Genomic DNA, 13470 nt, shown 5'->3' with positions numbered 1-13470 from the left:
TTCCCCCTACTGCTTGCGCGTGTATTCTGATTGGATTTTCCACCACCTTTTACTCCCCACAACTCCTTCTGTTATTACTTTACTTGGACTTGTGTGTACACCGTAGCCGCTTCGGGGAGAGGCTTTGAGCCTTGCTCCCCTTCCCTCGTAGGGAAGGGGTTGGGGGTTAGGTTTGAAAGAAAGTTGCACACGACGTTAACTTAGGAATACAGAACCCCGGTTTCTTGGAGAAACCGGGGTTATAGATTTGTGCTTATCTGAACCGTATTGTGTTATACCAATTCAACTACCTATGGCTGCTGGAAGGAACTTTGCCATCACGGGTAGGATCTAGCGGTAGGTGGGGAAGATGTGGTCTGAAGCGATCGCGTATTTTGCCGATCACGATGTACAGAATTGGTACAATAAACAGACTCAAGAAAGTAGAAACAATCATTCCCCCTGCAACGGCTGTACCAAGTGATCTTCTACTGGCTGCGCCGGCTCCTACAGAATTGAGCAATGGCCAAACACCCAAAATAAAAGATAGGGATGTCATCAAAATAGGTCGTAACCTTTCCTGTGATGCTTGCACAGCAGCTTTGATAATTGGTAAACCGCGATCGCGCAATTGGTTAGCAAATTCTACAATCAAAATGGCGTTTTTACTTGCCAAACCAATCAACATGACTAAACCTACTTGACAAAAGACATCATTGCTCAGTCCCCGCATCCATTGTGCCGATAGCGCCCCCAAAATAGCCAGGGGAACTGTCAGCATAATAATCAATGGGTCAACGTAGTTCTCATATTGAGCCGCCAGCACGAGAAAGACAAAGACTAGTCCTAGTGCAAAAATAAAGGGTGCTTGACCACCGGATTCTTTCTCTTCAGCAGTTATCCCCGACCATTCATAACCCATGCTGGCGGGTAAAATTTCTTGTGCTAGTTTTTCCATAGCTGTAGTTGCTTGACCGGAACTATAACCAGGAGCAGCCGAACCGTTAATTGTAATTGAGCGGAATAAGTTGTAGTGGTTGATGGTTTGCGCCCCAGTCGCCGGAGTAATTTTCACCAGATTACTCAGGGAAATCATTTGATCGTTGGCGGAGCGGACATATAATTTGCCGATATCTTGAGGGTTGGAGCGAAATGGAGCATCTGCTTGGACGTAAACCCGGTAAGTCCTCTGTTGTAAATTAAAGTCGTTGACGTACCTTGAGCCTAAGTAAGTTTGCAGAGTGTTGAACACATCGTCTACATCGACTTGCAAAGCTTTGGCTTGATTACGGTCTATATCAATTAACATCTGGGGTGTATTAGCACTAAAAGTACTAAATACACCAACCAAGCCCGGAGTCTGATTACCGCGCATCATGATCTGTCCCATGACTTGCAGCAGGTTATCTAAACCACTGTTACCGGCTCTGTCTTGAAGTTCAAATTGGAAACCGCCAAAACTGCCTAAACCGTCAATAGGTGGAGGACTAACGGGAAAAATTCTGGCTTCGGTAATGTTAGAAAACACCCCCGCCAACTTACCGATAATTTCCTGTGCTGACTGTCCGACTCCTTGGCGATCATCCCACGGCTGGAGTGTGGTAAAAATTACGGCACTATTGGCACTGTTACCACTAAAACTAAAGCCACCAATAGCGAAAGTACCTGTAACTTCCGGTAATTTGAGGATTTCTCTTTCCACCTGAGCCATGACTTTGCTGGTGTAGTTGAGGGAAACACCCTCTGGCCCTTGGATGATGGTGATGAAATAGCCTTGGTCTTCTTCTGGGATAAATGCTGTGGGTACGGTGAGATAAAGCCAGCCTGTCAATCCCAAAGAAAAGATAAATAAGAGGACAACGATCGCTCTGATCTTCACAAGAAAATTGAGCGATCGCTCATATCCCCGGCGCATCCAATCCAGGAATCTATTAATCTGATGAAAAATCCTACCCGCCCAACCACGGGGTTTCTGTCCCCGACGCAACAATAAGGCTGAAACTGAAGGTGTGAGCGTCAGAGCTAAAAAGGTGGAGATGACCATTGCAAAGGCGATCGTCAGCGCAAATTGTTTATAAATCTGCCCTGTAGTCCCTGGGAAGAAGGCGACGGGGACAAATACCGCCATCAGCACCAATGAAGTCGCAATCACTGCCCCAAACAGTTCTCGCATTGATTCAGAAGCAGCTTGACGTGGCGACATCCCCTCTTCCTCAATCAAGCGAGAAATGTTTTCCACCACGATAATCGCATCGTCCACAACCAAACCCGTGGCTAGTGTCAGACCAAACAAGGTCAAGGTGTTAATAGAAAACCCAAAAACCTTGATAAAAGCAAAAGTCCCGATTAAGGTCAGGGGAATGGTAATGACGGGAATCAGGGTGGTGCGCCAGTCCTGTAAGAAGATAAAAATTACCAAGACAACTAGAATCAGTGCTTCTATGAGTGTCTTGACAACTTCCGCGAGGGATTCTTCCACAAACAGGGTCGTATCAAATGCTACCTGATATTTCAATCCAGGGGGAAAACTCTGCTCTAACCGCTCCATCTCAGTTTTCACTGCCTTGGAAACTTCTAGAGCATTACTTCCTGGGGTAGGAAATATCCCTATACCCACACCTTCATTACCTCGGAATCGCAGAAACGAATTGTAATTTTCTGCTCCCAATTCTGCCCGACCGACATCTTTGAGCCTAATGAGTGTGCCATCAGCCCCAGTCTTGATCACCATGTCAGCAAACTCAGTCGCTTCCGAGAGTCTGCCGCGTGCCTGTAGGTCTATTTGATACATCTGGTCTGGTAGGGTCGGCTGCTGCCCGATTTGCCCGACACCCACCTGTAAGTTTTGTTCGTTGATGGCATCAATCACATCTTGAGCCGTAAGTTTACGACTAGCTAGGCGATTCGGATCCAGCCACAACCGCATAGCATAGCGGCGTTCACCAAAAATCCTGGCCTCGGCTACACCATCAAGTCTTTTCAGGGCATCTACTATATATTGGTCGGCATAGTTACTTAAAAATACAGTGTTATATTGCTGTTGTTCGCTATACAGCCCCATCGCCAACAGGATATTGTTAGACTGTTTGCTGACTGTGACACCAGTACGCTGTACAGCCTCTGGTAACTGGGGTTGGGCAATAGACACACGATTTTGAACATCAACGGCGGCAATGTCTTTGTCCCTTGATGGGTCAAAGGTGATGGTAATAGTACTAGTACCATCATTACTACTGCTGGATGTCATGTACTTCATACCTTGAACGCCGTTGATTTGGCGCTCCAAGATACTTGTTACCGTATTTTCTACAACTTCCGCATTTGCACCAACGTAGTTAGCATTAACAACAATTTGCGTAGGGCTAATTTCAGGATAGCGATCGGTAGGCAACGTAGGTATACTGATTGCGCCTACCAGCAAAATGATAATGGCGCAGACACTTGTAAATACAGGTCGCCTGATAAAGAAGTCAACAAACATGGGAATTTGGGAGTGGGGAGTGGTAAGTGGTGAGTCAGCGCTGCGGGAGGGTTTCCCTCTCTTACGAGACGCTGACGCGAACCGCAAGCGACTGCGAACCCGTTGGCGGATCTCCGAAGGTGAAGAGAAGGGTTAGTGGGGAATGGAGGATGAGGAATGGGGATTGAGCAAGAATTTCTGTTATTTCCCTCTACTCCCTACTCCCTTTAACTAAGATTCCGGAACAATAGGAACACCATCACGGAGATTAAGCAGCCCTGATGTAACAATTGTGTCTGATGGTTGCAATCCTTTGATGATTTGGTAATCATTACCTCTGATATCACCTAATTGCACCCGCTTTTGCCGTGCAACTAGTTGGGAAGCTCCTTGGGGTGTTTTTTCTGTTTCTGTTACATAGACAAAGGTTTCCCCTGCTATACGGGTTACGGCTGTAGTAGGGACTAAAACCCCTGTGCGTTGATTCCAAATAACTCTCGCCCGCACTAGTTGATCTGCCCTTAGCTGACCATTGGTGTTGTTATATAGGGCTTTCACCAGAATTGATTGTGTCTCATTGCTGGCATTTGGGGCAATGAAAAATACCCTACTAGTACCCAATACCTGACCTTGGGTGTTCATAATCTCTACAGGCATTCCCTGACGTAATTGGGGGCCTCGCTCTAGCGGTACAGAGATATTGACTTCCAAGGGTCGGTTTTGCGTAATACTTAATAGTGGTGTAGAAGTACTGACAAAATCACCAATTTTGACTGGGATATTGCCCACAGTGCCTTCAAAGGGTGAGGTAATTCTATAAAACTGGAGTTGGACTTGTTGCTCTTCCGTGTTGGCTTGAGCTTGCTGTATAGCTTTTTGCGCCTGGGCTACGCTAGCTTTCTGGGCTTGAATTCTAGATTCTATGGCGTTGAGATTAGCTTTAGCTGTCGCTAATCTGTTGGCATACTGATCCTTGGTTTGTCGAGATACTGCTCCTTGGTCAGATAAAGAAGCATACCTGTCGTAATCCTGCTGATTCAATTGCACATCAGCAACATTGGCTAACCGTTCAGCTTCTAGGGATTTGAGCGTGGCATTAGCATTTTCTAATTGAGCTTTGGCTGCTTGAGCTGCGGCATCATTACTAATAACGGCTGCTTGTTGCTGTCTAGGGTCGATTTGAATCACAGCTGCACCAGAGGCGATTGCATCTCCCGATCGCACAAATATCTGGGTCACTTGACCTTGTACTCTCGGCTGGAGGGTGACAGAACGTCGGGATTCTAAACTAGCAACAAAATCTGTACTTTCTTCAATTGTGCCGACTTGTACGGGTGATACTTTGACCCGTACCCCTGGCGGTTGAGCATTAGCAGTAACTGGTGGTTGATTTGCCGGGGTGAGTAACCGCCAAACTATAGCTGTTCCACCCCCTAAGATGAGGATGGCAGCTAACAATAACCGAAGCCACCGCCTTTGTTTGGGTGGTGGCTCTAGGGATGGCTGGGGAGGATTTTCTCTAAAATCAGTTTGAGGCTCAGGGGATGACATGGTTTACAGCGAACCTAAGAACTAATTAACTAAAACTGTATCAAGGATGAAAATTTTGGCGCTGGAAATTACTAAATTAGCATGAGGATTTATGAATGATTTTGTGTTAGTTCATCCAAAATATACTGTTTTTATATTTTCGCCAATCTACCTAAAGGTGAATGATGAAATCTAGTTTACAAATCAAGGCTACATCTTGTCTTTTCAGTTATTGCGGAAAGTATGATAATCTTGCTTTCGTGGTGCGATTTTCTCAGTAATAGCTGTGAAAAATTCAGGATTAAATTGTATATGAGTCCTATATAAGATACACAATATGATTATTTTGATTAATCCGTATCAGAAATTACAACTTTTAATATTTACTCGAAAACTTTCTGAATCATGTTGACTGAAAAACGCTAATGTTATTTTTCAAATTGGTTTTATTATTAAAAATTACGAGAGCGATCGCTTCTACTTTTCCCAGTAATTGCGATCGCCTTAATGTGTTGTCCACTTCGTTTTGCAGATGATGTTCACAAGTCCAAATCCATGCAGATTTAAGGAATAGGCAGCGATCGCAATAACCTATCAACTACACTTCTAGCACTACGTCCTCCTCTGGGAATCAGACGATGGCAGAGAACATGAGGAGCTAAAAATTTTACATCATCAGGAATGGCATAATCACGCCCTAATAAAAAAGCTAATGCTTGGGTAGCTTTTTGTAGCGCTACACTACCCCGTGGGCTGACACCAAGAGTAATTTCTTCATCTTGGCGTGTAGCTCGGACTAATTCCAGGATGTATTGCTGTAAAACAGTTTCTACTTTGACTTGAGAACAAAGTTCTTGTAATTGGGCTACCTCTGTCAAGGTCAAACAAGGCTGTAAATCACCAACCTTGACACCATGCTGAAGATTTTGCAACATTTCCAATTCTTCGTCTGCACCCGGATAACCCAAGCTTAGGGACAACATAAATCTGTCCATTTGGGCCTCCGGTAAGGGAAACGTGCCTTGATACTCGACAGGGTTTTGGGTAGCAATGACAAAAAATGGATGAGGGACTGGACGAGAAACTCCATCAACTGTTACCTGATGTTCTTCCATCACTTCCAGCAAAGCCGACTGAGTGCGGGGTGTGGCGCGATTGATTTCGTCTGCTAGCACAATATTGGCAAACACCGGCCCAGACATAAAACTAAATTCACCAGTTTTGGGGTTCCAGATGTTAGTACCAGTGATATCTGTGGGCAGTAAATCAGGGGTGCATTGTAGCCGTTGAAACTTACCATCCAATGAACGGGCTAGGGACTTCGCTAGCAGAGTTTTGCCAACTCCGGGGACATCTTCTAGTAAAGCATGACCACCGCCTAAAAGTGCCACTAATACTAGGCGTATAGCTTCCGTTTTGCCAACGATGGTACGGTTCAGATTCTGGGTTAAAGCGTCAATTTTTTCTCTCATGCACCACAGGGTCGGGGATTGGTGATTTAGTTGTAAGAAACTGGAATGGAGAATAACCTATGCTCTATTCCCCACTCCTGTAAATACAGTGTTCCCACTTAGTTAATTAAAAATTCAAAATTCAAAATTCATTCTGAATTCTCCCTTGATAGAACTTGTCTAGCGACAGTGGAATCTTGGTGAATTTGCGTTTTTAAGGCTTCTAGGGATGGAAATTTTTGTTCTGGTCGCAGAAATTCTACCAACTGCACAGCCAGTTCTTTGCCATATAAATCCCCAGACCAATCAAAAAGATGTACTTCCACCGATGAATAAGTACCGTTGACTGTGGGGCGGTTGCCAATATTCATCACTCCCAAAATTGCCGATGGCGCGGGAGCATCTGCTTTTTCACCCAGAATTTTCACACGGACAGCATACACTCCTTGACGGGGGACAAACTTATCTTTTGGCAATTCCAAGTTGGCAGTAGGAAAACCAATAGTTCTACCGAGTTGTTCGCCTTCAATGACAACGCCAATGAGGGTATAGGGTCGTCCTAAGAATCGGTTGGCGTTTTTGATATCGCCAGTTTCTAAAGCTTGGCGAATCAATGAGGTACTGATAGGGGCATCCTCTAGAGACTCAAAGCTGCCACAGCCGTTATCTTTGAGAAATTTCCCATCAGAAGTTTGTAGAGGAACTATAGTGACGGGAATTTGGTATTTAGCTGCTATTAATTGCAAATCCTTAGCAGTACCACGGCGCTGTTTGCCAAAACAAAAATCTTGCCCGACGCTGATTTGCTGACAGCGTAGTTGTTGCACAAGAATTTTTTCGACAAACTCTTCCGGCGACAAAGCAGTTAATTCTTTGTCAAAGGGTAATAATACTAGTTGGTCTACCCCAAGCGATCGCAATTGTTGTACTTTTTCATCCAAGGGAGTTAACCAAGTCCGGGGTTGTCCGGTAAAAAACTCTTGGGGATGAGGACGAAAAGTCAAAACTGTGGAGTATATCCGTTCTTGTGGTGTTGCTGAAAGGTTTCCTGCCTGATTTGATGGGTCTAGTGTATTCCCACCATTTCCCCATGTTTGTGCGCTCCTGGTTGACTGCAAAACTGGTTGAATGACCCTTTGATGGCCAAGATGCACTCCATCAAATTTACCAAGAGCAACAGCCGTTGGCGTTAGAACCAGTTCAGTTGAAGAAGCTACCCACACAGAACACCCATTTTGAGACAGATTTAGCACTTGGATTTTGGGATTGGAGGTTTATTTCACTATCATGTCGTCGCACAATACCTAACGGGTACAATCTGGCGCTGATAGTTCCTAATCACCAATCTAATCTAAAATCTACAATTACTCCGACTACAACTTTTAAGCTGAAAAATTACTAACAGAAAAAGATTCTGATAAGGGAACGGACACAGGAACTTGGAGTACCATTCCTTCCCGCGCCATAATTGCTCCAGAAAACTTGGCAAAGGCTTGAGCGCCTACCTGATCTAAAAAGTCATCATCATGGGCAGGATCGTGATGAAAAATGACTAACGTTTTGACATTAGCTGCTTTTGCTACTTTGACAGCCTCTTGCCAAGTCGAATGTCCCCAGCCAATTTTCGGTGATTTGGGAGAATGATATTCTTCATCGGTATATGTGGAATCGTAAATCAGGATATCCGCATTCCGAGCCAGCCACAGGACATTTTCATCCAATGTGTCTGGAAAATGTTCTGTATCGGTAACGTAAACAGCTGCACCACCACGCCAGTTAACTCGATATCCTACGGCTTCACCAGGATGGTTGAGGGCTGCTGTTTCGACAGTAATATCATTGATGTGGATTGGTTGCCCTGGTTGCACGTCGTGGAAATGTAAATTGGCCTGCATGATCTGCAAAGGTACAGGAAAATTTGGGTGGAGCATTTGATCATTCAGGCGTTGTTCCACTGTAGAACCATCGGGAGCGATCGCACCGTAAATATGAAAATTATTCCCTTTAACAAACCCAGGAACGAAAAAGGGAAACCCCTGCATATGATCCCAGTGGGAATGGGTGAAAAACAGATGAGCTTCTATTGGCATTTGACGCAATAATGATTGCCCCAAAACGTGCAGTCCTGTACCGCCATCGAAAATTAAGCGTTTACCTGCTACCTGCATCTCAACACAAGGGGTATTGCCACCGTAGCGGACTGTATTTGGACCAGGACAGGGGATGCTGCCACGAACGCCCCAAAATTGCACAGTAAATTGGTTCTCTATCCTTGACATGGGTATTTTTTGCTGGACTGAGCAGGCCATTTAAGCACAAGTGTGTTACTTGTTTTGTGAAATTTATGCTGTCTTACTGTAGGAGATAGAGAATAGAGTTGAGGGTAAAACAGCATACTTTGTTTTTGGTAGATAATATCAACCAGGTGAAGTAATACAAGGCTACTACCTCATTATTCCCAGCATTTATGTATCAGTAATAGCAAGAATGCTCATAACTTTATAGCCTAAATTTTGCTGTGTTGCACTGAGGGGTAGGAAGTAGGATGTGGGGGGTGAGTTTTTTGATTACTATATGAGACCAAGGACAAAATAATTATTTCTTACACCCCACGCCCCTACATCCTTTTTTATCAGGACAAAGGAAAATTCCAGTTAGATAATTTATCTAGCCCAGTGGCATAGGTGAGATTGTATTGCAATGGTGTAATACTAATGTAATTATTCTTAATTACATGGACATCAATAGGTACGTTCTGAGGTAGATTTAAACCTTCTGGGGGTTCTACTTCCTCTAAAACTTCTCCGGTTAACCAGTAGTAGGTTTTGCCACGAGGATCGATGCGCTTGTCAAAAACGTCTACGTAGCGTCGTACTCCTTGACGGGTGAATTTAACGCCAGCGATTTCTTCCCATTGCACAGCCGGGATATTGACGTTAAGTAACATCAAATCTGGTATGGGTTTGGCAGCTATTTGTTCTACTAGGATGGTGGCAAACTTCGCCGCAGGTTGAAAATCTCTGGAAATATGGCTGGTTAAGCTAAAAGCAATGGAAGGAATGCCTTCAATCATTCCTTCCATTGCCGCAGAAACTGTACCAGAATACAAGATTTCCGTTCCTAAATTGGCACCTTGATTAATCCCAGAAAGAACCAAGTCGGGGGGAGACTCCAATAAAGCCCAAAGTGCCAGTTTCACACAGTCAGAGGGTGTACCATCACAAGCCCAAGCTTGAATGGTGGGATGAAAAATTGACTCGACAATTTCGGCGCGAATGGGTTGATGTAAAGTCAGTCCATGTCCAGTAGCCGATCGCTCCCTATCTGGACAAACTACAGTTACATCATGGCCAGCCTCGGCTAAAGCGTTGGCTAGGGTACGAATACCCAAAGCGGAAATGCCGTCATCATTGCTAACTAGTAGTTTCATGGTTAGTTGTCAGTGGTCAGTGGTCATTAGTTTATAGCCATTTTCATAACACTTTTTCTTTTGTCTTTTGACTTGAAGCATCTATGCCCAATGGCCTTTAAACTGGTAAGCAGAAGTGCAGTTTTAACCTGTGGCGTTGACTCATTCATCCCACATTGCTAATGTTAATTGTCCTTTGTCAGTTGTTTGTTTTTTGCCACTGACCACTGACCACTGACCACTGACCACTGACTAATAAATAATGACTAGCAACTTAGAAGCTCAACTTTTAGCATTGCGGCAGGAAGGAGAACAGGCGATCGCCGCCGCCGATACCTTGGAAGGTCTGGAGGAACTCAGAGTTAGTTATCTGGGTAAAAAAGGGCAACTGGGGGCGTTGTTGCGAAGCATGGGGCAGATGAGTGCGGAGGAACGACCGAAAATTGGAGCGATCGCCAATACGGTCAAGGAAGCCCTACAAGCTAGTTTAGACCAGCAACGAGATGCTTTGGAATCTGCCCAAATTCAGGCACAACTAGACGCGGAAACTCTCGATGTGACGATGCCGGGAATTTATCGCCCCCAAGGTCGTATCCATCCCCTGAATGGCATTATTGACCGGGCGCTAGATGTGTTTGTTGGCTTGGGCTACACGGTGGCGCAAGGGTTGGAAATGGAGACAGATTACTACAATTTTGAGGCTCTGAACACCCCGCCAGACCACCCAGCCCGCGATATGCAGGATACTTTCTACCTGCCAGATGGTAATCTCCTGCGGACTCATACTTCATCGGTACAAATCCGTTACATGGAAAAAGAGGAACCACCAATTCGGATTGTGGCTCCTGGGCGAGTTTATCGGCGAGATAATGTGGATGCTACCCACTCGGCAGTTTTCCATCAAATCGAGCTGTTAGCAATTGATGAGGGGCTGACTTTTACTGACCTCAAAGGCACAATTAAAGTATTTTTGCAAGCTATATTTGGCGATTTACCAATTCGCTTCCGTGCTAGTTATTTCCCCTTTACTGAACCCTCGGCTGAGGTGGATTTGCAGTGGAATGGACGCTGGTTGGAGGTTATGGGTTGCGGAATGGTTGATCCCAATGTGATGAAGTCTGTAGGTTATGACCCAGAAATTTACACTGGGTTTGCGGCTGGTTTCGGTGTCGAACGTTTCGCTATGGTGTTACACCAAATCGACGATATTCGTCGTTTATATGCCAGTGATTTACGCTTTTTACGTCAGTTTTAGCTTTTCTAAGGTGATAACTCAACACACTCCAGCTAATGCTGTGAGTAGGCATTGCCCATCAAAACTATGATACGGTGGGCGATGCCCCCTACAAATACTTATTTACCAGATTTTGAAGGGCTAAAGCCCTTACTACGAACAGTTATTTCATAACTGAACACTAAAACCGTTGTCCGATACCTAAATGTACTCGGCTTTCTCCTTGGTCGTTGATGCCGTAATCAGCGCGAATTAAACCCAAGGGTGAATCTAAGCGTATTCCTGCGCCATAACCAAAACCAGAACCAGGCTTACCACGCACACCAGCTGGGTCGCCTAAAACAGTGTCGCCAGAACCTAAGTCTGAGGCAAAATCAGCGAACAGTACGCCCCCCACTATCGGTACTATGGGAAAGCGGTATTCAGCAGAAGCTAATACATAGCTACGACCACTACCTACATTACCTGCGTCGTAACCACGGACTGAGTTTGAACCGCCCAAGTTAAAGGTTTCATAAGGTGGTAAATTGCCCAGGACTGTACCTGCTTGTACATTCAAAGCGAATACTTGCGGTGTTTGACTATTGAATATATTGACTGGGACATATTGGCTGTAATCGGCTTTGAGGCGATTCATGGAAATGTTACCTTGACCGATGGGTACAGACTGTTCTGTACTGACTCTGATGACAGAACCTTGGGTGGGATTGATGGGGTTATCTCTTTGGTCTTTGGTGGCACTAAAAGATACGGTAGTTAGGTCATCAACACCGGTTCCACTAACGGATAGGGGATTTCCTTGGGCATCGGTTGGAGTGATATTACCTTGGCGATCGCGGATACTAGTACGACTATAATTAAGTCCTAAGGAAGCATTCCAACCGTCAATGGGTTGTTGTAAACTGATGCCTGCGCCAATCTTACCTTCGCGTACTCTGTCACCGTTGGCTAGGGTAATGTCATTGTCAAAGGTTTCGGAAATCTCTCGCTGTCGGAAGGCGTTGATTGTATAACCCAGGCGATCGCTATTTGTGTCACGATAGGGACTGATAAATTTAGTATCAAACTGTAAGTCACGGCTACTTAAACCTACATTCACCGCAAACGTATCATTCTTACCGCCAATATTTTGGTCTTGAAAGTTCAAAGTCCCCATCAATCCCACATCGCCGTTATAGCTACCCCCCAAGTTAATCGCTCGCGCCCCATTTTCCTTGAGTTCGTAAATCATATCAAGTTTTGTGGCATCTCCTTCAAAGGCAACATTCACACTTTGAAATAAGCCAGTGCGATACAATTGCTGCACATCTTGTTTGACTGTATTTTCTTGGAAGACTTGCCCAGGCTGGAGTTTGAGTTGTTGTCTTAAGAAATCTGGTTTAGTCCGTCCCCCTACGGGATTACCATTACTATCAACGGTTTTCCCTTCATCGTTGACAAAGCGGAACTTGATATCACTCACCAAGCCTTCCGCTACATTAATGTTGAGGATACCTTCGCGGTTGGGTTCAATTGATAACACCCGCGCTAAATTATAACCATTATCGGCATACCATTTATTAACTTTTTCTACTGCTTGCTTGAGTCCTTGTGGGCTGATGGGTTTGCCGATTTGGGATTGAAAACGTGGTTGGGCTACTGAGTAAGTCAGTGCTTTGGCGTTGGTGAGTTGGAGAGAACGAACCACCACAGGCTGGACTTGATACACTACATTCAGCCCAGATGGAGTAGTACGGCTATTGACATTAACACTAGCAAATAAACCAGTTTCTGAAATTGCTGCTACATCCCTCTGTAACTTAGTTTGGCTGGTATCTCCACCAGTTTGAGTTTGAATTACTTGACGAATAATTTTTTGTAACTCAGGTGTTGCGCCTACTATCTGCACATCTGTAGCTGTAACTACTAACTCATTTACCGTCGTTGCAGGTTTGGGTGCAGGAGGGACGACTGGACGAGGTTTAGAGGGAAGGACAACGGGAGCATTTTGAGCAATGACTGTAGACTTATTAGAAAATTGTTGAGTAACTTCTGTTTCTGGTGATGCTATGCCCCCTAACTGTACAGGTGTTTCTTCCACTGCGGGAATTACTATGTTTTCAGTTAGTTCAGTTTGAGTAGAGGCTGTAGGAGGTGCAGCTATAGCTTGTTGAGTAGCATTACTAGCAGCCAAAGTAGTTAAAGTAAGAATTGCAGCAGAAGAAATACGCATAATAAATTATTTGGGGAATTGGTTATTGGAAATTGGGCATGGAAAAAAAGGTGTCCATGCCCTTGTTGTGTAATTCTTATATGGATATCAATACCTTAGCCAAAATAAGAGGATGAAGAGAGAGGGCCGATGTAGTAGAGTTATTGTCTCTCACAACGACAACTCAAAAACCACAATCAGCCCATGCCCGATATC

General features: G+C 44.7%; 9 protein-coding genes. 2 read left to right on the top strand and 7 right to left on the bottom strand.

Features of this window, described 5'->3' with window-relative positions; all coding sequences use genetic code 11:
• Nucleotides 1-286 precede the first annotated feature (286 nt).
• Complete coding sequence (locus H6G18_RS23680; RefSeq protein ID WP_190409539.1) at nt 287-3460, bottom strand: efflux RND transporter permease subunit; 3174 nt, start codon at nt 3458-3460, stop codon at nt 287-289.
• On the opposite strand from H6G18_RS23680, the gene H6G18_RS23675 reads away from it, so the two are divergent.
• Entirely contained in the window at nt 3459-3596 is a 138-nt protein-coding gene (locus tag H6G18_RS23675; protein WP_190409538.1) for a hypothetical protein, read from the top strand. The genes H6G18_RS23680 and H6G18_RS23675 overlap by 2 nt on opposite strands.
• A 74-nt stretch (nt 3597-3670) precedes the next feature.
• Here the strand turns inward: H6G18_RS23675 and H6G18_RS23670 are convergent, their stop codons facing one another.
• The 5 genes from H6G18_RS23670 to surE all read right to left on the bottom strand — a co-directional run bounded on the left by H6G18_RS23670 (nt 3671) and on the right by surE (nt 9850).
• Nucleotides 3671-4990, bottom strand: coding sequence for an efflux RND transporter periplasmic adaptor subunit (locus tag H6G18_RS23670; RefSeq protein WP_190409537.1), 1320 nt, complete (start codon nt 4988-4990; stop codon nt 3671-3673).
• 542 nt (nt 4991-5532) lie between these two features.
• Nucleotides 5533-6441, bottom strand: a complete 909-nt coding sequence (locus tag H6G18_RS23665; protein WP_190409536.1) for an AAA family ATPase — start codon at nt 6439-6441, stop codon at nt 5533-5535.
• Between the two features lie 128 nt (nt 6442-6569).
• Nucleotides 6570-7673, bottom strand: a complete 1104-nt coding sequence (locus H6G18_RS23660) for a bifunctional riboflavin kinase/FAD synthetase (RefSeq protein WP_190409535.1) — start codon at nt 7671-7673, stop codon at nt 6570-6572.
• Nucleotides 7674-7802: 129 nt separating this feature from the next.
• Complete coding sequence (locus H6G18_RS23655; RefSeq protein WP_190409534.1) at nt 7803-8699, bottom strand: MBL fold metallo-hydrolase; 897 nt, start codon at nt 8697-8699, stop codon at nt 7803-7805.
• 353 nt (nt 8700-9052) lie between these two features.
• A complete protein-coding gene (gene surE / locus H6G18_RS23650; RefSeq protein WP_190409533.1) occupies nt 9053-9850 on the bottom strand; it encodes a 5'/3'-nucleotidase SurE in 798 nt (265 codons plus the stop codon).
• Between the two features lie 241 nt (nt 9851-10091).
• Between surE and pheS the strand changes: the two genes are divergently transcribed.
• Nucleotides 10092-11084, top strand: a complete 993-nt coding sequence (pheS, locus tag H6G18_RS23645; protein ID WP_190409532.1) for a phenylalanine--tRNA ligase subunit alpha — start codon at nt 10092-10094, stop codon at nt 11082-11084.
• A 160-nt stretch (nt 11085-11244) separates the two neighbouring features.
• Here pheS and H6G18_RS23640 read toward each other — a convergent pair whose 3' ends face one another.
• Complete coding sequence (locus tag H6G18_RS23640; RefSeq protein ID WP_190409531.1) at nt 11245-13275, bottom strand: BamA/OMP85 family outer membrane protein; 2031 nt, start codon at nt 13273-13275, stop codon at nt 11245-11247.
• Nucleotides 13276-13470 lie beyond the last annotated feature (195 nt).

Origin of the sequence: Anabaena subtropica FACHB-260 (assembly GCF_014697105.1) — a bacterium.
Taxonomy (GTDB): domain Bacteria; phylum Cyanobacteriota; class Cyanobacteriia; order Cyanobacteriales; family Nostocaceae; genus Trichormus; species Trichormus subtropicus.
Note: the sequence above shows the minus strand (reverse complement) of the source record. Positions and strands in the feature narration are given on the sequence as shown.

Coding starts and splice junctions, on each gene's coding strand:
- H6G18_RS23655 (WP_190409534.1), bottom strand. CDS start 8,699: ATGTCAAGGATAGAGAACCAATTTACTGTGCAATTTTGGGGCGTTCGT.
- surE (WP_190409533.1), bottom strand. CDS start 9,850: ATGAAACTACTAGTTAGCAATGATGACGGCATTTCCGCTTTGGGTATT.
- H6G18_RS23640 (WP_190409531.1), bottom strand. CDS start 13,275: ATGCGTATTTCTTCTGCTGCAATTCTTACTTTAACTACTTTGGCTGCT.
- H6G18_RS23680 (WP_190409539.1), bottom strand. CDS start 3,460: ATGTTTGTTGACTTCTTTATCAGGCGACCTGTATTTACAAGTGTCTGC.
- H6G18_RS23670 (WP_190409537.1), bottom strand. CDS start 4,990: ATGTCATCCCCTGAGCCTCAAACTGATTTTAGAGAAAATCCTCCCCAG.
- H6G18_RS23675 (WP_190409538.1), top strand. CDS start 3,459: ATGGGAATTTGGGAGTGGGGAGTGGTAAGTGGTGAGTCAGCGCTGCGG.
- H6G18_RS23665 (WP_190409536.1), bottom strand. CDS start 6,441: ATGAGAGAAAAAATTGACGCTTTAACCCAGAATCTGAACCGTACCATC.
- pheS (WP_190409532.1), top strand. CDS start 10,092: ATGACTAGCAACTTAGAAGCTCAACTTTTAGCATTGCGGCAGGAAGGA.